We start from the raw sequence: 21,914 nt of genomic DNA, 5'->3' as shown, positions 1-21,914 counted from the left end.
TTCTGCCATGAATGAACCAACGTAATTTGTATTTCTCTATTTTAAGTTTGCATATTCATTTTAGTCACCAACGAAATGGACGATGAAACGCGTGATGTGGAAGCTCTGCTGGCAAGCTTGCAAATTACGAGGCGCAACAAAAGGTTGAGCGTGGCTTTCTGTTCCTGAAAATCCCGGAATTCCTAACTTCCTCGATTTTCTTGGAAAAGCCAGAACGGATAGAAGCGTTATTGATGGTGATGACTTGCTGATTAATGGTGTATGCAGTGTTAGAGCATAAAATCCTCCCTAGGTTTAAACAAAAAGTGCCGTTCTACCCGGAGATGAAGAAGCAGGAGACATAGTCATCCACGGCAGGTTGGGTATTTTTGACCTTCGAAGAGATTAACACCTTCGAGTTTCAAGAGCACCGGATGGTTATGGGGCTACAGCCGTACCAACATAATCTTCTGAACATATTGGGGCAATTATATGAATCCATTTATTCCTGAATGGGGTTCGGAATAATGGTTTATTTTTATGTAGGGTATTTGCTTTTAAATAGCGTATTTATTTTCAATGGGGTATTTGTTTTTAAAAGTATTATTTATTTTTAAGGGGGAGATATATTTTAAAGTCTGCAATTTTTCAGGGTTTATTTATATTATCCCCTGTTGTTATTAATAAATGCTATCCAGACGTTACCAAAACACTCAGTATTATATACCCACATTTTTTCCGTGAGTTATCCCTCTGGTTGTCGATGCGAGAGCTATTTTATTACGCCTGTTTCTAAATTTTACTGTCGTGGTTTGAAGCATGACTCACACTTAATAGAGAATCCAAAAGCATATGAGGAAGATGGTATGTTCTTAAGTAAAGAATCGTTCAGTGATGAGGAGTGGAACGATCCCAAGTTTCAGTTACGTAACTTAATTAAAACATCTGAGGGGCTGGAAAAATGGGTTGCGTTAACTGACGGAGAAAGGAAAGCCATAGAAGCCGTTAAAGGAAAATATCTGTGGCAGAGTACCCCGTATTATGCCTCGCTTATGGACAAACATGATGAGAATTGCCCAATTCGATTACAAACTATTCCTCATTTAAGAGAAATGAGCGTAGCGGAAAACTCTGATAATGATCCGGTAGGAGATACAGCAAACCTCAAGACAGCCAGAGTGGTGCATAAATATCCGAATAGAATTGTTTTGCTGGTTTCGGATACCTGCCCTGTCTATTGCCGCCATTGTACGCGAAAGTTTCACACAACGGATGTCAGCGGCACCTATTTTGGTTCGGATCTTGTCGCATCTTATGAAGAAGACTTCGCTTATATCGAGAGCCATCCCGAAATTGATGATGTTCTGCTGACGGGAGGCGATCCCTTAATACATTATGACAAGTTTCTTGAAGCGATTATTAAGAGACTGAGAAGCATCAGCCACATTAATATCATTCGGATCGGAACCCGTTATCCCGTATTCGCCCCTCAGAGAGTGACAGAAAAGTTCTGTCAGATGTTGGAAAAGTACCATCCTATCTGGGTTAACACGCATTTTAATCACCCTAAAGAAGTGACCGAAGAAGCAGCCGCTGCCTGTGATCGATTACTGCGGCATGGTATCCCTGTGCAAAACCAGTCCGTTTTATTAAAAGGGATCAACGATGATGTAGAAACGATGCGGTCACTACTTAAGGCGCTCTTGAGAATCAGGGTACGTCCTTATTATTTGTACCATTGTGATAACGTATCTGGTGTCTCTCACTTCATGACCACTCTGGAGAAAGGGCAGGAAATTATGGATGCGATGGTAGGGTTCGAGACAGGTTTTAGTGTACCGCAGTATGTCGTTACGACGACATTAGGCAAATTGTCTGTTAACCGGGCACATGTCATCACTCATGAAGATGGTCGTGTTACGGCGAAGAATTATAAACAGGACTCTTTAGATATTACTGAATATATCAAGCCGCCTTCAGATTTGAATAATTATTCCGCTGAACACCGTAATAGTGAAATTATTCCCTCTAAGACGATCGATTTATAAAAAGAGCGATCTTTAGGCTGTCGATCTTTACAACTTTCGGCTCCCATAACTATCGATTTTTAACACGATAGCTTTTTAAAACGAACGATTAAGCATTGCTATATTAATTAACAGGGATATTCATGATGATACAAGAGAATCCTTTCTCATCCCGCATTGCTAACAGGGCAAAGAACATTAATGCCTCTGTGACGGTAGGGCTGGCAGATATCGTTGCCAAATTGAAAAGTGAAGGCCGTGACATTATTGGGTTGAATGAAGGTGAGCTGGATTTCAGTACTGGCGCCACTATTGTTAATGAAACCATTAGGGCATTGATAGATGGCAGGACACGTTATAGCTGGCTCAACGGTGAACCTGAATTAAGAGAGAAGATCTGCCAAAAAATATTTGAAGATAACCGGATTAAAGCGACGCCTGAAAATGTCATTGTGACCAATGGCTCCAAACAAGTTATTTATGAAATATTACAGACAGTCATTAATCCCGGCGATGAAGTCATTATTCCAGTGCCCTGTTGGGCGACATACCTTGAAGCCGTCAAATTAGCCGGAGGGAAAGCGGTATTAATTGAAAATATCGGTGTTGATCTGGATGTTGAAAAGATCAAACAGGCTATTACTGACAATACCAAACTTATCATTATCAATACGCCGAATAATCCGACCGGAGCTGTTTACTCGAAATCCGCATTACAAACACTGTGCCAAATCGTCAAAGAAAAACAGATCTTCATGTTATCTGATGAAGCCTATGAACAAATTATATTTGATGGTGAACATCATAGCCTGGCTGCCATTGATGACAATGAATACATCATCACGGTGCAAACATTTTCCAAAAGCTTTGCCATGACGGGTTACCGTATTGGTTACATGATAGCCCACCCTGAATTAATCAACAGAGTCTCTGACCTGCATGGTCATATGACCGATAATGTCTGCACTTTTGCCCAGTATGGTGCGATTGCCTCACTTGAAATGCCCAAGGATTTTTATCAGGAAAGATTAGAGATACTCAAACAACGACGGGATCGGGCATACCGATATACCCGTGAACTTTTCGAGTGTGAGCTTCCTGCTGGCGCATTTTACCTGTTCCCCAATGTTGAAAAATACCTCAATGACCGTTGTCGTGATGCCACTCAATTCTGTGAATATCTGCTCACTCATGCAGGGGTAGCCCTGATCCCGGCAGAAGCTTGTCTTTATCGTGGACATGTACGAATTTCTTTTGCTGCGTCAATGGATGCTATTGAGCAGGGATTTGAACGGATCGCAAACGTATTACGGTAATTGATGACCATAAGGATTAACAATAATGAACCAATCGATATATTCCATTGAATTGTCAAACTCAGAAGTTGATGAGATTCAGGTACTCATCGGGAGCTTACAAGAACGTTATCATTCTACTGACGATCAAGCATTTATTCGCTGCTTGCCGGAGTGGGTAGAGTCATTACCAAACCGATTACGTATCGAAGTCAAAAAATTCCGCCATCAAGGTTATCCATTAGTTGTAATAAAGGGATATCCCGATATGTCCGAGGTGATGGGGGCAACACCGAACCATTGGAAGGATGTTTACAATACGAACAGTAATTATGACTACTACTGTTGTTTGATGTCTAGCTTATGCGGTGACGTAGTCGGTTTTTCTGATTTACAAGACGGAAAACTGGTGCAAGAGATCTTTCCAATCCAAAAAGACGCCGGAAAGCAGTTAGGGACAGGCTCCGTGGATCTATTACTGCATACTGAAGATACCTCGCTGGACTATCGTGCGGATTACCTTGGTTTTATGTGTATTCGCAATATTTACCGAATCCCGACCAGCGTGTCAGTACCTGATTTTTCCAAACTCAGTGAAAAAACCGTCACTATCCTCAAGAAAAACAAATTCCGTATTTTTAACGACCGCCCTTGTTTGTCAAAAGAAGAACGAGATGAAAATTACACTGTTTGCCCTATCCTGACGGGCAGCGGCGATCATATTCATATGCGCTATGACCCTCTGTATATGGATAAAGATGCATTGGATACCGAAGAACTTGAGGCTGTGGCTGAATTGGAAGCATTAGCTGAAGCGGCGGTATTTGATCTGGTCTTAAGCCCCGGTGAAATTGCCTTTATTGATAATTACCGCTGTGCTCATGGCCGCAAAGCGTACCAACCCAGATATGACGGCACTGACCGCTGGTTGAAGCGTACCCAAATTTTAACAAGATTACGGGATTTTAAACACTTGTCGTTACCCGGCCGCATCAACGTATTGCCTTAAATTTTTACCTTAAATTTAAGTATAGAGGTTAGTTTTTGCTGCCTGAAATCGTGATGTATTTGAGTGATCTTTTTTATTTGGTTTAAGAGTTATGCGTAAACAAAAGCAAAATGCAGGAGCAGATCGTTTTGTCGAGCAATGGCGGGTCTGCCTTCAGGGACTTGATACTGATAATGTACTTATTTTGGCGTTACTGAAAAAAGCACTCAGCGATGTTGACGCAATACGGTTTAACGACTTGCAATCTGGGCGTCAGCTAAGCTGGCGCCAATTACTGTGCAGCGTTGCGCGCATTTATCGTTACTTGCATGAATTGAACGTTACTCGTGGTCAGCGGGTGGTGACAATTTCGCATAATTGCTGGGAATTACTGGCTATTGAATTTGCCTGTCAGCTTAAAGGCGCTATTTATGCTCCTATATATGCAAATTATTCTGAGGAGATGATGACTTACTGCCTGTCATTGGCAGAACCCGCATTAGTCATTACTGAAAGGACATCACTCGCGCAGACGCTGCCGCAGAATACCTCGTGGCAGGTGATGACATTGGAGCATTCCAGCACTTTCACTGACTTTGCCAGCATTGACAGCGAAACCGACCTGATTAGTCCAGATAAAGCAGTCAGTCATGAAGTTATCGGGGAGGCGTTGCTCAGAGCACTCACTACAGATTTGCAGGCCACTCAGGCAGAACAAGCATTTTGTTTGATGTTTACTTCGGGTTCCAGTGGCAAACCGAAAGGCGTGTTGCTCAGTCAGAACAATATTCTTTCACAGCAACAGGCTCTGCAAACATTATGGCATTTCGATGGCCCGCAATCTTTTCTCAGTTATCTGCCGTGGCACCACAGTTTTGGTGGATTATTTGAAAAATACACGGCCATTTTCAGTCAGGCAATGTTACATATTGATAACAGTCGGGGCATGGATATTGCCCGGCTGTGTACCAATTTGAGTCAGTTAAAACCGACACGATTTTTCAGTGTGCCAAAGATACTGACAGTAGTTGCCAACAAAATGAAACATTCAGAGGATTTTCACCGTGCAGTGGCACCGACATTGCAGATGATCTTCTCTGCCGCTTCCAAACTGCCCGCAGATATTGAAGGCTATTTTAATCATTGTGGTATCTACGTTGCTGAGGGTTGGGGGCTGACGGAAACCAGTCCATGCCTGACACTTAAAGGTTCAGACTGTGAAGAGCACAACAGCGTAGGTCGCCCTTTACCCAATGTAACTCTCTGTATTGATGAAGATAGCGGGGAGATTTTGGCAAAAGGGCCGAATGTGATGCTGGGCTATTATGCAGATGAAGCCGCTAATCGTCGCTGCTTTAAACAGGAGTGGTTCAGAACAGGCGATCTCGGCAAGATGGTCAAGGGAGAACTTGTGCTTCTGGGACGGTTGGATTCGGTCAAAAAACTGTCTAATGGAGAAAAGGTGTCCAGTGATGCCATTGAACAAAGTCTGTTTGAGAAGACCGATATTATCAACCATGTCATTATTGATATTGAACAACGTCCCTATGCTACTGCTTTATTGTTTATTAATCCTGAGCTTTGTCGCCAGCGATTTGGTGAGAATTGCACACTACAACATTCATCACGCTTGCAGGAGCATATTGTTGAGGTGGTACAACAGCATAACTATCAGGTGGCGGAGAGTTCGCTTAAATTGATTGCGGTGGCGGTCACTGAAACTTCACTGTCCCTTGCCAAAGGTGAAGTCACACCATCATTTAAAGTGTCCCAGCGTACTGTACGCGAAAATTATCAGGTTGTGCGTGATGCCTTATATGATACCAGCGAGTCTTTCCATCTAAATCCGGCATGTCATTCATTTCTGAAAATTACGGAAAATCATATTGTTTCGTCCGTTGTTTCTGAAGATACCGCGCCCAAACAGCGGATTAACTGGGAAACATTTGTTCACATCATTGGCCAAGTGCGAGGCCAAGAGCTGGCCGAGGATGATGTACAACGTTCTTTATTGGATCTGGGTTATAACTCAGTGACCATCATCCAATTGGCGGCCAGTTTAAGTCAGGCCATCGGTCACGTTGTCACAGAAGTTGTGTTGTTCTCCGGTTCGTCAATTCATCAGCTTTGGCAAAGACTGGTAGTACAAACATCAGCAGTACAAGCCATAGATGAAAGTCACCTACGCACTGAGGCCACAACATCCATGCCGCCTAAACAAGATAATGCTGATGTGGCGATTATCGGCTATGCCGGACGTTTTCCTGGCGCAGAAGATTGCGATCAGTTGTGGGAAAATCTGCTGGCAGGAAAAAACCAGTTCAGCCGCTGCCCTGAGGATCGTCCTTTTATGGCGCCACTATTAGCAGAGTTTGAGGCTAACGGCATTCAGTTGAGAGGGGCATTTTGCGACGATATTCGTCAGTTCAATCATAGTTTCTTCCAAATTAACCCCAAAGATGCCCGATTGATGGATCCCCAACACAGATTATTGTTGATGGTGACATGGGAGGCTATTGAGCAGGCTAACCTGAGCCTGAATGATTTGAAAGAAAGCCGAACCGGTGTATTTGTTGGCATCAGCCAGAATGGTTACCGGCAATTGTTACAGGATTATCTCACGGAGACAGGGGAAGAGGGATATCCGAGCAGCGCAATCAACAATCAGAACAGTGTATGCGCTAATCGCTTATCGTATTTTTTGGATTTAAGAGGGCCTTCGTTAACGGTCGATACTTTGTGTTCATCATCGCTGGTGGCATTGCATCAAGCTAGGTTGAGTATTGAACGGGGTGAATGTGATACCGCCATTGTAGCGGGTGTACATCTACAACTGGATATGGCTCATTTCAGGGAAATGCAGCAATTGAGCGTGTTATCCCATGATGGGATATGCCGTCCTTTTGATGCCAAGGCGAACGGAACCGTTCTGGGCGAAGGAGCAGGGGTGGTGCTCCTCAAACGTCACGATCTTGCCATTCGTGACAACAATGATGTCAAAGCAAGCCTGCTGGCTTCTGAAATTTATCATGGTGGCCGCAGTAATGGCATCACTGCCCCCGATCCGCTTGCACAGCAACAGTTGCTGGAACAGTGTTGGGCGAATGCAAATGTGAAGGCGAGCGATATCGGTTATTTCGAAACTCACGGTACTGGCACTCATCTGGGCGATCCTATCGAAATGGCGGGTATCCATGCCTGTTTTCATGACCAAAAAGCGCAGACTCCCTGTTATCTGGGCGCTATCAAAGCCAACATCGGGCATCTCGAAGCTGCCGCCGGTATTGCCGGGTTGATCAAGCTTTTGCTGATTGATAAACACAGAATGGCGCCGCCAGTGGCGGCATTCAGCGAGTTGAATCCACGGATCACTTTGGTGGAAAGGCAGCTGGCGATCCCGACCACCGCACAACCGCTCGCCCCTGAAAAAACGTGTCTGGCCGTCAGTGCATTTGGCATGGGAGGAACAGGGGCGCATGTGGTGATCAAAAGCCAAAGTAAAAAAAGACTTTCTGATACAGAACCAGAAAACGAGACATTACCTTGCGTGTTGAGCGGATGCGATCAAGCACACCTAAAGGTTATTGCCAGCCGATTATTGGTCGGTGTGCAGCAATATGTGCAACAACATGTGACACAAAAGCAATTTGTGCTTAGGCACTTTTGCCAAGCACTGGCTCAACGTACCGTATTGCCGGTTGTCTGTACATTGGGGGTAAATAGTGCTGAACAATTGGTTGAGCAGTTATCCGCAATAGCCAGAGGAGAAGTGATTGGTTATCGCGCCAGTGAAAATGGTCCATCAATTGCTGCTACAACTACTGATAAAACAACGATGGCATTAGTTTTTGCTGGGCAGGGAACTCAATCGGTAGCGATGGCGGCACAGTTGTATCGTCATAATGTGCAATTTGCCCAGTGGATTGATCAGATTGATCAATTGTGTTCGGAGATAGCATATGAAAGTGGGCAACTCAAGGTGGAGGTCAAACAACTTTTGATTGAGCCGATAGACGAACAGACGATCAACCGTACCGAGTTTGCTCAGGTTATTTTGTTTGCCTTCGAATATGCGCTCTATCAATGTCTGCGTCCCGCCATCGGGCGTATTGATATTCTGCTTGGTCACAGTCTTGGTGAATATGTGGCGGCCTGCATCGCCAATGTATTTTCCTTGAAAGAAGGGCTGAGGATTATTATCAAACGCGCTCAATTGATGGAAGCCAGCGATCCCCGCGGTGCGATGATGATGGTGAATGGCTCGGCGGAGCAAGTTAGTGCTCTGATTGAAAACGAGCTAAAGATTGAACAACAAACTGAGCTGGCGATTGCAGCAGAAAACAGTGAAACCAATACCATCATCAGTGGTATACGTTGTGTGCTTGAGCGCTTCCGGCAACAACTGGAACAGCATGGCCTCCATGCCCGCTTTATCAATACTAACCGGGCATTCCACTCTCCGATGATGAGCAATGCAGCTCAAGAATTTGGGGCGTTCCTCGCTGATATTCCTCTTAAAGCGGCAGAAGTGCCGATTTTGTCGAATCTGACGGGGCAACCGGAAACAGAGTGTTTCGCTACAGCAGAATATTGGCAGCAGCACATGTTAGGCCGCGTCCTGTTCCGACGTAATCTGGAGAACTTAACGGCGATGGCCGGGCTGAAGATCATTGAGATTGGTCCCAAAAGTATGCTCGGCACGTGGTTGATGGAGAAACAACCGCATCACCTTGCCTCCGCTTATTGCCCCTCCCAGAACAGCCAGCAACTCAATTATTGCGATTTATTGGCGGTACTGGCCAGCGACCATTTATCCGGCTCGCCGAGAGAATGGCTGACAATGTATTCACCGTTCACGTTCAATCCCACCTTATTACCGGCCAGAAAACTACTGACAGAAACGTGTTGGTTTACGGAATACACCGCCACGTTAGCGAATGGCGCAAGGCAACAGGAAAAGCCTGAAGAATATGAACAGGGCAATCTGATTGATCATGAACCTTTCTTCATCATGCAGCAGCAAATTGACTGTATGAACGCCATTTTCCAAGCCCAATTAGAACTTATGAAGGGAAAGTAACGTAATGACGCAACTGCCAAATGAAATTAAACACTCTCTGCAAAGTTGGTTACAGTCGGAATTAGCGAGTGAGCATGTGCCTACCGATACTGACTTTCTGGCGCTGGGTATTGAGTCTCTCACATTGATTAGACTTAAAAACAATATTAAATCCCAATATGGGGTGGATATCGGTATCGGGAAATTTTTTAAGGGATTGTCGAATATTGATAAGGTTGCCAATTTCGTCAGTCAGCAGGCCCAACCTGCTCCGGCTGGTAGCGTTAATGATAAGCTGCAGATGCCGCTATCTGTGCCAGAGGTGCCAACGCCACAACAATCACAAGCACAGGTACAGCCACAGGCAACCGTCAATATGCAGCATGAGCCGATAGCTTTACCAACATCTCCATTAGCATCATTGTCGTCCCCTGTGTCGCCTATTGCGATGGCGTTCAACGGCCCTATGGTTAACGAATCTATAGTTAACACACCTATTGCTACTGTCCGCGAAACCAAACACGATATTGATACTAAACAGGGCATTATGGTGGCTCAGTTAAACGCTATGCAGCAACTGTTCCAACAACAGTTGGCGGTATTGCAGAATGTCAGGGGAGGAACCACGAACTTTGCAACGGCGAATCAATTGCCAGTGTCAGCATTATCCACAGTATCAACAGTACCTATAACATCAACTGTACCTACAACATCAAATACGGTTCCGCTAAACAGCACTCAATCAACCAAACAATCCGTCGAAGTTCCTGCTCATCATTCTGAACAGCCTCAGCCTACGGTGATTATGCCTGCAGCTTCATCGGGTGAAAAAGCCAAATTTACCTACAAACCGATTGTGCTTTCAGAGCCTGTGCAATGTGATGCCGAAACAACAGCGTTTATTCAACAATACAATGCGAAAACCAGCGCTTCAAAAACCACTATTCAGAAGTATCGGACAGCTCTCTGTGATAACCGCAATGCGATCCAATTCAACAGCAAACTGAAAGAACTGTGTTATCCGATTGTGGGGAAAACGGCAAAAGGGGCACACTTTACCGATCTGGACGGTAACGTTTTTATCGATATCGCGATGGGATTTGGCGTCAACTTTTTTGGGCATAATCCCGATTTTATCCAACAGGCGTTGCAAAAGCGGCTCCAGCACGGCTTTCATCTTGGGCCTGTTGATGAGTCCGCGATGGTTGTTGCGGATCTCATTACCGAAATCACTGGCGTTGAACGTGTCGCTTTCACCAATTCAGGCACTGAGGCGATTATGCTTGCCTGCCGTGTGGCGAGAGCTGCCAGTGGGAAACAAAAAGTTGTCATCTTCAATAATGCCTATCACGGTCATTATACGGAAATCCTCTTTATGGGCGGCATGAAGCCAGGAGAGCGGTTTCCTCAATCCAGCGGTATTCCTGATAATTTGGGACAGGATATTGTGGTGCTTAATTATGGCGAACAGCAAAGTCTGGATTACATTATGGCCCACGGGCATGAAATCGCCATGGTTATGGTTGAACCCGTCCAATCACGCAATATCACTTTACGACCAAAATCTTTTATTCAGACGTTACGAAAAATCACCTCACAACAGAATATCGTCCTGTTATTTGACGAGATCATTACAGGATTCCGTTACCACGCCCGAGGCGCCCAACATTACTATCAGGTCAAGGCAGATTTGGTGACCTATGGCAAAGTTATCGGTGGCGGCCTACCCGTTGGTGTGCTGGCCGGAGATGCTGTAGTTATGGATTATATTGATGGCGGTTTCTGGCAATTTGGTGACGCCTCTTACCCGCCTAATGAAACCACTTTCTTTGCTGGAACGTTTTGTAAACATCCTTTGGCAATGGCAGCCGCAGAAGCAACGCTGTTACATATGAAAGCAAAAGGGCCATCGTTACAAGCTGATTTGAATGACAGAACTACAGGATTCGTTAAACGGCTTAATGGTTTATTCACGGCAGCAAATAGTGGGATAGAAGTTGCGAATTTTGGATCACTTTTTAAATTCAGCCAGAAGAAAAATCACGAACTGCTCTTCCATCATTTATTGATGAATGGGGTTTATACGTGGGAAGGACGCACTTGTTTCCTCTCTACCGCTCATGATGATAATGTACTGGAGGCATGTTTCAACGCCTTCGAGAAAACTGTTGAGGGAATTATCGTTTCTTCTCGCTCTTCTTTTTCTCGCCCGCTGGATAGACCAACTGCCCCGAAAATGCAGGAAACAACGGTCTTGGCTGAACCCAGAATGCAGAAAAATCTGGCGATGGCGAGTTGGTACGATCCGGCAGCCTCAAAATCTTACAATGAATTCATTCAGTGTGTGATTACCGATGAATTGCAGCCCCATCGTTTGAACAGCACTATTGAGTATTTATTCAATCGTCACCAACAGCTGCGACAGGTATTTTGCCCTGAAACGTTTAAAACGACAGCGGGACAATTTGATTATCATGCTGTAATGCGTGCTGAGCAGTCGCTCCTCGATTCACCAGAGAAATTTTCTCAATGGCAACAAGCATGTCTGGATGAAGAATTTATACTCGACCGTGGGCCGATGTTCAGAGTACATGTGGCGCAAATTGATCTGTCCCGACCATTATGGGATGGAACTCCTTTGGCGCAATACGCATCGGATCATTGCCGGGTGGATATCATACTTTTGGTTGCCCACCATACTGTTGTTGATGGCGTCTCTTTTGATATCTTCATTGACGAGTTGGTAGCTGTTTATCATGGTGCCAGTGACTTGCCACCCGCTTTGCAATATCAAGATTATCTGGGACGGTTGGCTGCATTCAAAAGGACACCAGACTTTATTCATCAAAAATCATTCTGGCATAAATATTTATCTGGTTGGCAGACGGATTTGGCTAATTTACCAGCCCCGGCACCTGCCGTGCTCACTGAAGAAGGTGACGTGCTTGCTACGGGGGGCTTCCATCTGGAGAAATTACCGACTGAATTGACGGCCAAGCTTTTGCATTACGCCACCGAACATCGCGTGACACCTTACATGTTGATGTATACCGTCTACTCCATTTTTTTGGGTTCGGTACTTAAACAATCTCAGTTCGTTATGTCCACATCGGTGTCCGGGCGCAACTTTGATAACTTCGATAATCTGGTGGGATTAACGACAGCAATGTTGCCCGTTCGGGTGAATATCCGTAACGAACAGCAGCTTTTCAGCGAATATCTTGACCTGACCTGTGAGCAATTGTTGGAGATTCTTTCCCATCAGGATGTGACCGTTGACGATCTGACGATGCAAAATTGCAGCTTGGGCAATCGTTCGGAAATGCTGACCCGTTATCTCAATTACGATTTCAATTTCAGCACCCGTAAACTCAGGCTTAATGACAGTGGTAGTTGGTCGGTATTGTTAGATAATCCGAAACGCTACATTATTGGTCAATTGTCTTTGGATGTGTTCCAGAGCGAAAATGACCTGTATCTGCACTGGGAGTACGCGGCACAAGCCTACAGCAAGGTACAAGTTAAAATACTGTCCGGCAAAATGGGGCAATTATTGAATTATTTGGTGAATGTGCCAGAGCAGGATGCACTGACCCTGACCGATATTGCCACTTATCTGAAATCACTGGACGCCCCTTCTATTGCTATAGGAACAGTGCGGAAGGATTTTCTGTATCAGGCACCGATCCATGCTTTGTTTGAACGGCGCGCAGCCGATGCACCACAGGCATGTGCATTAGTTGATACTGGTTTGCCAGAAGGGATGAAGCAACTTTCATTTGCTGAGCTGAACCGTCAGGCGAATGCGTTGTCCCATCACTTGTTACAGCAAGGATTACAGCCGGAAGAGCCTGTTTTTGTCCGGGTGCGCCGTGGTGTTCCTTTGGCAATCTCCGTATTAGCCATACTGAAAGCAGGGGGCGTATATGTTCCTATCGATAAAAAACTCCCTGTTACTCAGGTTGAATATCTGCTCTCAATATTGACCCCGCGATTTGCCCTTATCGACGAAGATTATGGCACCTTCAACACACTCTCTCATGTGCAATATTTCAACTTTTACGATGAAGATACGCTGTTGCGTCAATGTGGTGTGGATGAGGAAAACGCGGCGTTACTGCAAAATCCCGAAAAAGTGATTCCAGCAGGGCAGACTGCTTACATTACCTGTACCTCAGGCAGTACCCAAAAAGCGAATTGCGTGATGAATTCTCATGGTGCCATCGCCCACCACTGTTTGATGATGAAGGAATATCTGGCGATCTGCCCCGAAGATCGGATGCTTCAATTTACCGATTTGTGCTGGGATATTGTCCTTGAAGAACTTTTCCCTGTCTGGACTGCGGGCGGTCGGGTTGTCTTTTTCGGTGATACACCGCCAAATACCTTCGCTGATTTCAATCAATTGCTGATTGAGCAACAGATTACGCTGGCTGATTTACCGTCTACCTACTGGCAAGGATGGGTGGAGAGTTTGGACGATCCTGCGATGGATTATCCATCCCACTTACGACGCATTTTAGTCGGGACTGAAAAAGTTGACCCACAGACGCTTAAAAAATGGCAGCAGCACGTTCCGAAAGGGGGGATTTTCTCCAATGCTTATGCTCAGACCGAAACCACCATTACTGCTACGGATTCGGTAATTACCTCTGATACATGGGTAGGTGAAACAGTGCCGCTCGGCAAACCATTGGCGAATACTGGTTTTTATGTGCTGGATGAAGCGGGGCAGCCAGTGCCGCGTGGCGAGTCTGGTGAACTGTATATTGGCGGTCCGCTGGTATCCAAAGGGTATTACGGTAATAACACCCTGACCGCCGCCAAATATGTGACTGATCCGTATATTCCGCTTGAAGCTTGCAATCATGCAATTCCGCGCATGTATAAAACCGGTGACTTGGTCAGCATGGATGAACAGGGGTGTTTGTCATTCCTCGGGCGTACCGATTTTCAAATTAAGGTACGTGGTTATCGGATTGAGCCGACTCAGTTGGAAAGTATCATCGGCCAATGGGAAGGAATCGAACAGGTTGTACTGACGACAAACAGTGTGATTGATCCACGCATTCCGGTGGCGGAAACAAAATTACTCTGTTATGTAAAAACTCAGGCTGAAAAAGAGGAACAAAAGGCGTTAAGCGAGCGGATACGCCAGTTTATTAGTCGCAACTTTGCTCACTATATGCAGCCACATGCCATTATCTATCTGGCTGAATTCCCTAAAACTACCAATGGCAAAGTATCGATAAAACGATTTCCTTTGCAAGCTAGCTCATCACCAAACCACGTATTACAACACAGTTTATTACCGCCGCATTATTCTGAAAGTGTCGATCAACCGCCATCACGAGTCGATCTTAACAGCGCTGCGGGTCGTTTGCTGATGACTCATCTTGGGCAACATGGGTTAAATATGAATGAAAGTTTTGTGGCGTTGGGCGGAGATTCGTTAACCGCGATCAAAATTTTGTCTGCATTGCAAAAAGAGCATGGCATGACTCTGAGACTACCGGAGTTTATGGCTTGCGAAACATTGACCGATCTGATCGAGTGGATTGAATCGGCGTTGGCTGAGAGCAGGAATACAGCCGGGTCGCAGGCATCCTCACCGAATAGCCATGCAGAGATGACAGGGCAAAAAGCAAAACCCGTATTACAGGCCCGTAGTCGTAAAAAAAAGGTAATGGTTGAATGAAGGGGATCAATGGGTTTTATCCGCTGTGGATTGGCATTGCCGTGTCGATTTTTGGTAGTGAGCTGACCGAATTTGCGTTCGGATTGTGGTTGCTAGAGAAACAAATGTCAGTCACTGCCTACACTAACATGTATTTGGTCTTAGTGCTTCCGGCCTTTTTACTGATGCCGTTAGTCGGGTATGTGATTGATCATTACGATAAACGTAAGGTGTTATTACTGACAGAAGGAATTGCGGGTTTAGCCTTGGCGATTGTGCTTATCTTCAACCACTTTGGCTATCTCAATAACATCGTGGTTTATCTCTATATTGCATTGACCAGTGTGTTGACTGCGTTGCAGATTGATTGTTACAGCACGCTGGTTTTCCGGCTGGTTCCGGCCGCTTCGCTGAATCGGGCTAATTCGTTGGGCAGCCTCAGCGATTCATTACCACAAATGCTTGCCCCGATCATCGGCGCGTTTCTGTTCTCACACTACGGTTTGGGGATTGTGCTGACGATCGATCTGTTGACCTTCATGATCAGTGCATTTGCTGCCGGGTTATTGTTCAGGGTCAGCGCAGTGCAGTTTCTGCCGCACGATGATGGCACACTCTCTAAATTGAACTGGAAGGCTATTTTTCCGGATGTCGGGTGCGTTCGGTTGGTCAAGGCATCGCCGGAAATGACTTATATGATTGCGTATACCTTTTTCAAAGCCATTTTGGTGGGGGGAGCGTTAATCACTATTGTACCTTATTTCACTACCTACTTTTCTGTCGCAGATGCAGGCTACATGATGTCTATCGGTGGCGTCTCCATGGTGATCGTCAGCCTTATATCGGCATGGCGGCCCTCTATATTAAGACGTACGCCGCTATTAGCATTGGAATTCCTGTTCGCGGCGGGTTTTGTGGTATTGACGCAGATAAAGAATATTTATGTCGCCGGTGCTTGTATTGCGATTAGCTTTATCACGATGCGGATAAGCATCATTAAAATGCAAACGTTATGGCAAACCACAGTGCCGAAAATATATCACGGTCGTGTCTTCGCGCTGCGTAATCTGGTTAAGACATTCAGTAGTTTCATTATTTATCTCATCACTGGAATTGTATTGGATCTCTTACTGGCTCAGGAGGGAGGATGGGCGATTTGGGGGCCGGGTAATCCAATGGATCTTTACTTTATTGGGATCACCTTACTGATATTACCTCCCTTGCTTATCTCGACACGCCGGTTATTAGCCGCTATAGGGGGAGAATAATATGCTCAGGATAGGCATTATCGGTACGGGTGCTGTTGCGTGTTATTTAGCCCATCAATGTAAGCAACAAGGGTGTCAGGTTTTTTTATTATCTTCACGCGGTACAAGACATCAAGCGCAACCGATCAGCCAAATACAGCTGATCGATGAGACAAAACCTGAACAAGCAGCGAGTCAAGATCTCGGTAGCATTGTTGTCGATGAGCACCTTACAGACTACAGCGCTTTTTTGGCTAAAGAGTTTGATCAACTGTATGTGTGCAGTAAAACTGTCTCCAATCCGCATATTTGTCAGCAATTATCGCGTCATAAACACTGGCTTCGTGGCCCGGTTATCTTATTTCAGAATGGTTTTGCCACAGAACGGCCATTTATTGATGAAGCACTGGATGTCACGATTATTCGTGGGGTGCTCAATTTCTCTGTGACTCAGCATGGCAAACAAAAACTGAAATTGAGGTTCCTTAAAACCAGCTATCTTGGCGTCCCTGAACAGACCGAAGAACGGGCAGAAGCGGACATCTTAGCGGCGTTGGATTTACTCAATCGAGCGGGCATTCCCTTCGAAGGATGTACAGATATAGAGCATAAAGCATTTGCTAAAAACACACTGAATGCGGCGGCATCCGTGTGTGGATTAGTCCGTTCAGGCGTAGAAACGGCGATGCGTAATAGCAGTTCCCGAACCGTGATCCAAGCGATTATTGACGAATGTACGGCCATTGGCGAGAAAGCCGGATACATCGGCGATAGTGAAAATTTTCGGCGTCAGTCAATGGGATATTTGATGTCCATTCCTGATTTTAAATCCTCTTTGGTGCTGGATATTCTTCATGGCAAAGAAACAGAGGCAGACACCTTACTCGCTTCCTTTATCAGACTCAGCCAACACGTGGGCATTGCGGTGCCAAATCTGGATTTTGTTTATCGTTATTTCGATTTTTACAATACCTATATAACCCAATCGTACATAACCCAATCTTATACATTCACGGATATGACTCTGGTCGAAGGAGATGCTTAATGAGCGATACTACAGTAAGGTTACTTGACGGTGGTGAAAGCGTTCTGAATAACGTATTTTCTCCTTATGCTGATTATTTCATCGACATGCTTAGTCAGCGTAACTCTTTTATTGCAACTGAACCTGTTGGGATCTATGAGAGCCAAGTTAAGCATTACATTTGTCAGGATTATTTTAATGATGAACAGAAAGATCTGTGGAAAAAGATCCCGCAGTTTATAGCGCCCATTCAGGCACTGGAAAATATCGGTGATTTTATCACGGTTGATTACCAAGGCCGTGTTCCCATGATCGTGAGCAAAGTAGACAATGATCGCTGTGCTGTATTTGAAAACGTGTGTCCACATCGGGGAGCCAGGCTTGAAAACCACACGGAAGGATGCAAAAAAGCCTTTGTTTGCCCTTATCATAGTTGGTCATTCAGCCATCAGGGGCATTTGATTGCTGCTCGTTGGCGGGAAGCATTTCCCGAAATACCAGACCAATATCGTTCGCTGAATTCAATTAGTGCCCAACAAAGATTCGGTATGTTGTGGCAAATACCGAGCGATCCTAAGCCTGACTTTTCGCTGGATAATTGGTTCGCTGCTATTGAAGATCAAATTTCCGCAATCGATTTTGAACAGCATCAACTGCTGAATTCCCGAGAAAGAATGGTGCAAGCTAACTGGAAGCTGCTGATCGAAAACTTTATCGAATATTACCATGTCCAGTCTTTACACCGGAAAAGTCTGGCACCCACATTGAATGGTCAATTATACTCACTGGATTCTTTTGCCCAGCACGGCCGTATCCTGACCCCACTGAAAAATCTGGCTCAGGTTCGCCAGCAAACACCCCATAAGATACGTCGGGAAATGGTTGCTACTTATTTACTGTTCCCTAACGTGATTATCGGGGTGCAGCCTTATCATGTTTTTGTCTCTTTTTACCATCCTGTATCGGCCAACCAAACTTGGTCGAAGACCTTCAACTTTATCCATAAAGCGGATGAAGAGATCAAGGAGGTATGCCAATTAGATGTGGAATATTTGGCGGAAGCGTTGGAAGAGGATTACGAAGCTATCGAACAAGTCCAGAAAAATCTGGAAACAACCAGCGCTCCGAGCCTGTTGTATGGTGAGGCAGAGTCTCTTATCAGCCAGTTGCACCGCAACTTAGCGGCGATTCTGCATCCAAATGGCAGGGAGGCAAACCGGTATGAATAAGGTGAAAGACCAGATGAATACTGATACTGAGATGGATAGTACTTTTGAGCTGGATAGTGCTTTTGAGGTTGGTGCTACTTTTGAGATTGATGAAATACAGGCATCTGCTGGTCAGCAAGACTTATGGTTGGCGGAGCAATTAACCGAAAAACAGCTCTACATTGTGCCGGTCACCTACGAGTTAGTCGGAGCGTTGGATCAGGCGAGATTATTGGATGCAATTGCACAGACGATCCAAAACAGTGAAGCTTTCCGTACGGCATTTGTCGAAACTGAACAGGGGCTGGTGCAGCATATTTATCCTGCGGTTGAATTGCCTGTTATCGTTGTGGATCTGTCTGAGCCAAACGGGGCTTCGGATGATGATGATCAGTCACAACTACAACGGGCACTGACTTACTGTCAGCACAACTTGGAGACACCATTTACATTGAGCCAGCCCGGTTTGGCCCGTTTTCTGCTGATCAAATTAGGGGAGCAACGCCATATTCTGCATTTTTGCCTCCACCACCTGATTTGTGACAATGATTCTGTCGCCTTAATTCTCAATAATATTGCGACTGCATACGCAGGAGAGCCGTTATTCAGTGACAACACAGGAGCCGATATCCTCGAATATGCTGAATTTGCGGCTTGGCAGGATGAATTACTGCGTGGTGACTACTTGGACAGTGATGAAGCTTATTGGCTGAAGGAGTTGTCAGGAGTAGATGGCCGGTTGGAACTCTCTATCGGTAATCCCATACCATCAAAGAATGAACAGGGAGGTATGGTTCGGCGTTTGCTGGAACCGCATTTAGCTAACTCCTTCAATCATTGTGCCTCTAGCTTGGGTATTTCACCGGCACTCGCTTACTTTATCGTATATGCTGCGCTACTGTACCGATTGACGGGACAACAAACGATTGTGTTCGGTGTCCCCACGTCTTTGCGGGATGATAAGTGTCTGGAGAAAACGATAGGTTACTTTATCAATGTGTTACCAATTAAAGTGATCTTCCACCCGAAAATCAGTTTTGCCGATATTGCCACTCAGTTGAGTAGCCAGCTTTACACCGGTATGCAACATCAGCAATTTCCTTACAGCCATATTGTGCGCAGTGTCAGCCATGCGCAGCAGATCCCTCAGGCTCCGCTATTCAATGTCATGTACAACTATTTTGTCGGTCAGGCAGATTGGACATTACCCGGAACTCGTGCTTATCAACATGAATTAACCCCGGTTGGGGGAAAATTCCCATTGACGTTGTTTGTGGTTAATCACATTGACACCGTGGAGCTATGTTTTGAATATCAATATGACCATGTTGCGACAGACTATTCTGGTGTATTAAGCAACAGTTATCAGCGATTGTGTACCGCGATGATCCTCAATGCCGATCAAGAGGTATTGGCTCAGTCTTTGCTGAGTGAGGATGATTATCAACGTCAGGTGATGACATTCAATCAGACTGGTATTCTCTTTCAGGAAGACTTCTGTCAGCATTTCTTCCGCCAATTGAACACAGAACCTGAGTTAACAGCAGTTGAATACCTAGTTGGATCGCATTCGGAAAGAATGAGTTATGAAAAATTATACTCTCTGAGCCAGAAAGTCGCAGATGAATTACGCCGACATATTATTTCAGAAACGGCGCAGCAGGCCAGAGTTGTGATTTTCTCTGGTGCCAGTCCCTTGGCTCTAGCCACTATCATTGCCTGTTTGACGGAAGGTATTGTATGGATACCCGTCGATAGCCACTTACCTCTTAACCGTCTATTGCTGATTATCGAGGATGCTTGTCCTGATGCCATCGTGATTGAGGGAAATGTCGTGGAGGGCAAAAATGCGTCGTTGGTCGCGGAGATGGCGTGTTTTAATACCCCAGTCATTGAGCTGACGCGCGAATGGGAAGCAGTGAACAGAGACAACAACAGGAACTTTGGCCCTTTAGCACCTCAATGGGAACGCATCACCCAAAATAACTGCCTTTGCTACATGATTTATACCTCCGGTACGACAGGCAAACCGAAAGGCGTTGAAGTTTATCGCAAAGGGCTGAATAACTATCTCAACTGGGCAGCACAAACCTATATGCCGACAAAGGCCCATGATTTGGGGGGGCTGGGTGTCCCCGTGACAACTTCCTTCGGGTTTGATGCCACCATCACCAGTTTGCTCTTGCCATTGATGGCACGCGGACACGTCATGTTGTTCTCCTCGCAAGTCAGTCAGGATAGTCAAGATGGGCCATTGCTGCGCTTATTAGAACTGAACAAACCACTGGGATTAATGAAAACGACACCTTCACAACTGGAGCATCTGGCGCTCAGTTTGGGGCAGCGGCAGACATCGCTGGACGTGAAAGTGATCGTTGTCGGTGGCGAGCAGATGAGTCGCACCCATCTGGATTATCTCAACGCTATTGCTCCTGAAAGCGTGTGTTTTAATGAATATGGCCCGACAGAGACGGTTGTGGGTTGCTGTGTAGAACGATTGAACATCGTGGCAGATCCGCAAAGGAGTCAGGGGGTGTTACCCATCGGTTCTCCCATTGCCAATACACGGATGTATGTTCTCAATGAACGGTGTTGCCATCAACCAGCAGGGGTGGTCGGTGAATTATTCATCGGTGGTGCGGGGGTAGCCAAAGGATATTGGCAGCGTCCCGACTTAACGAAGGCGGCGTTTATTGAAGATACTTTCTCCCATATCAACGGGGAACGGCTTTATAAAACCGGCGATTTGGGTTGTTTTACCATGGATAACACGTTGCTGTGTCTGGGGCGAAAGGATAAGCAGATCAAACTTCGAGGCTATCGAATCGAGCCGGAAGAGATTGAAGCATGGATTAAGCAAGTGCCGGATATTGATAAAGCTGTGGTCGTAGTTGAAAAACAGCCCCATGAGCGGCTCTGTGGTTATCTGGTGGCGGCTTCAGGGTTTGCGGGCAGTACTCATAAACTCATTGATCAGGTCAAACAGCATCTGCAAGGTCAATTACCGGATTATATGATCCCAACGCAATGGCGGGTGATTGACGCTATCCCTTATACCATTAACAATAAAATTGATACCGCGTCTTTATTGACGTTAGGGCAGAACCAATATTGTCTTGTGGCAGAAGAACATGTGGAATGTGAATTTAGCTCTGATATTGCCAGACAGCTCTGTTCCCATTTCAGTGAGGCGCTAAATCGCAGCACTGTTTTGCCAGAGGATAATTTCTTCGAGCTGGGAGGGGATTCTCTGATGGCTGTGCGTCTACTGGCAAAAATTAATACCCATTTTACCATTGAGCTAAAACTCAAAGCCTTTTATCAGCGTCCATCTCTGACAAATTTGATTGCGTTAGCGGAGGAACAGTTACGTCATAGCAATTCGAATATGCATATCAATAGGTAATTTT

The 21,914-nt window shown here is 45.5% G+C and carries 9 protein-coding genes and 1 pseudogene; all 10 read left to right on the top strand.

The features are described 5' to 3' along the window. Nucleotides 1–54 precede the first annotated feature (54 nt). Nucleotides 55–491 (top strand): annotated as a pseudogene (locus Xhom_RS36735) (IS1634 family transposase); the annotation flags it as partial. Between the two features lie 354 nt (nt 492–845). After that, on the top strand, nt 846–2,027 hold the full coding sequence (gene blsG / locus Xhom_RS15150; RefSeq protein ID WP_069318190.1) for an arginine 2,3-aminomutase: 1,182 nt from the start codon (nt 846–848) through the stop codon (nt 2,025–2,027). Between the two features lie 122 nt (nt 2,028–2,149). Then, complete coding sequence (locus Xhom_RS15145; RefSeq protein ID WP_232326182.1) at nt 2,150–3,322, top strand: pyridoxal phosphate-dependent aminotransferase; 1,173 nt, start codon at nt 2,150–2,152, stop codon at nt 3,320–3,322. A 25-nt stretch (nt 3,323–3,347) separates the two neighbouring features. Beyond that, nucleotides 3,348–4,310, top strand: a complete 963-nt coding sequence (locus tag Xhom_RS15140) for a TauD/TfdA family dioxygenase (RefSeq protein WP_069318191.1) — start codon at nt 3,348–3,350, stop codon at nt 4,308–4,310. 91 nt (nt 4,311–4,401) lie between these two features. After that, nucleotides 4,402–9,369 (top strand): type I polyketide synthase, encoded by a 4,968-nt coding sequence (locus tag Xhom_RS15135; protein WP_069318192.1) that lies wholly within the window; start codon nt 4,402–4,404, stop codon nt 9,367–9,369. 4 nt (nt 9,370–9,373) lie between these two features. Next, entirely contained in the window at nt 9,374–15,046 is a 5,673-nt protein-coding gene (locus Xhom_RS15130; RefSeq protein ID WP_069318193.1) for a non-ribosomal peptide synthetase, read from the top strand. Further along, a complete protein-coding gene (locus Xhom_RS15125; RefSeq protein WP_069318194.1) occupies nt 15,043–16,293 on the top strand; it encodes an MFS transporter in 1,251 nt (416 codons plus the stop codon). Before Xhom_RS15130 ends, Xhom_RS15125 begins: the two co-directional genes overlap by 4 nt. A 1-nt stretch (nt 16,294) precedes the next feature. After that, a complete protein-coding gene (locus tag Xhom_RS15120) occupies nt 16,295–17,317 on the top strand; it encodes a ketopantoate reductase family protein (protein ID WP_069318195.1) in 1,023 nt (340 codons plus the stop codon). Beyond that, on the top strand, nt 17,317–18,525 hold the full coding sequence (locus Xhom_RS15115) for an aromatic ring-hydroxylating oxygenase subunit alpha (protein WP_069318196.1): 1,209 nt from the start codon (nt 17,317–17,319) through the stop codon (nt 18,523–18,525). The genes Xhom_RS15120 and Xhom_RS15115 overlap by 1 nt, the downstream gene beginning before the upstream one ends. After that, entirely contained in the window at nt 18,518–21,910 is a 3,393-nt protein-coding gene (locus Xhom_RS15110) for a non-ribosomal peptide synthetase (RefSeq protein ID WP_232326183.1), read from the top strand. Before Xhom_RS15115 ends, Xhom_RS15110 begins: the two co-directional genes overlap by 8 nt. Nucleotides 21,911–21,914: the final 4 nt, after the last annotated feature.

This window comes from Xenorhabdus hominickii (assembly GCF_002632725.1).
Taxonomy (GTDB): Bacteria; Pseudomonadota; Gammaproteobacteria; order Enterobacterales; family Enterobacteriaceae; genus Xenorhabdus; species Xenorhabdus hominickii.
This window is presented reverse-complemented; position numbering and strand designations above follow the sequence as displayed.

What these genes read in the sequence shown, in the direction of transcription:
- blsG (WP_069318190.1), top strand. Translation starts at nt 846, where the DNA reads ATGTTCTTAAGTAAAGAATCGTTCAGTGATGAGGAGTGGAACGATCCC.
- Xhom_RS15140 (WP_069318191.1), top strand. Translation starts at nt 3,348, where the DNA reads ATGAACCAATCGATATATTCCATTGAATTGTCAAACTCAGAAGTTGAT.
- Xhom_RS15145 (WP_232326182.1), top strand. Translation starts at nt 2,150, where the DNA reads ATGATGATACAAGAGAATCCTTTCTCATCCCGCATTGCTAACAGGGCA.
- Xhom_RS15130 (WP_069318193.1), top strand. Translation starts at nt 9,374, where the DNA reads ATGACGCAACTGCCAAATGAAATTAAACACTCTCTGCAAAGTTGGTTA.
- Xhom_RS15115 (WP_069318196.1), top strand. Translation starts at nt 17,317, where the DNA reads ATGAGCGATACTACAGTAAGGTTACTTGACGGTGGTGAAAGCGTTCTG.
- Xhom_RS15125 (WP_069318194.1), top strand. Translation starts at nt 15,043, where the DNA reads ATGAAGGGGATCAATGGGTTTTATCCGCTGTGGATTGGCATTGCCGTG.
- Xhom_RS15110 (WP_232326183.1), top strand. Translation starts at nt 18,518, where the DNA reads ATGAATAAGGTGAAAGACCAGATGAATACTGATACTGAGATGGATAGT.
- Xhom_RS15120 (WP_069318195.1), top strand. Translation starts at nt 16,295, where the DNA reads ATGCTCAGGATAGGCATTATCGGTACGGGTGCTGTTGCGTGTTATTTA.
- Xhom_RS15135 (WP_069318192.1), top strand. Translation starts at nt 4,402, where the DNA reads ATGCGTAAACAAAAGCAAAATGCAGGAGCAGATCGTTTTGTCGAGCAA.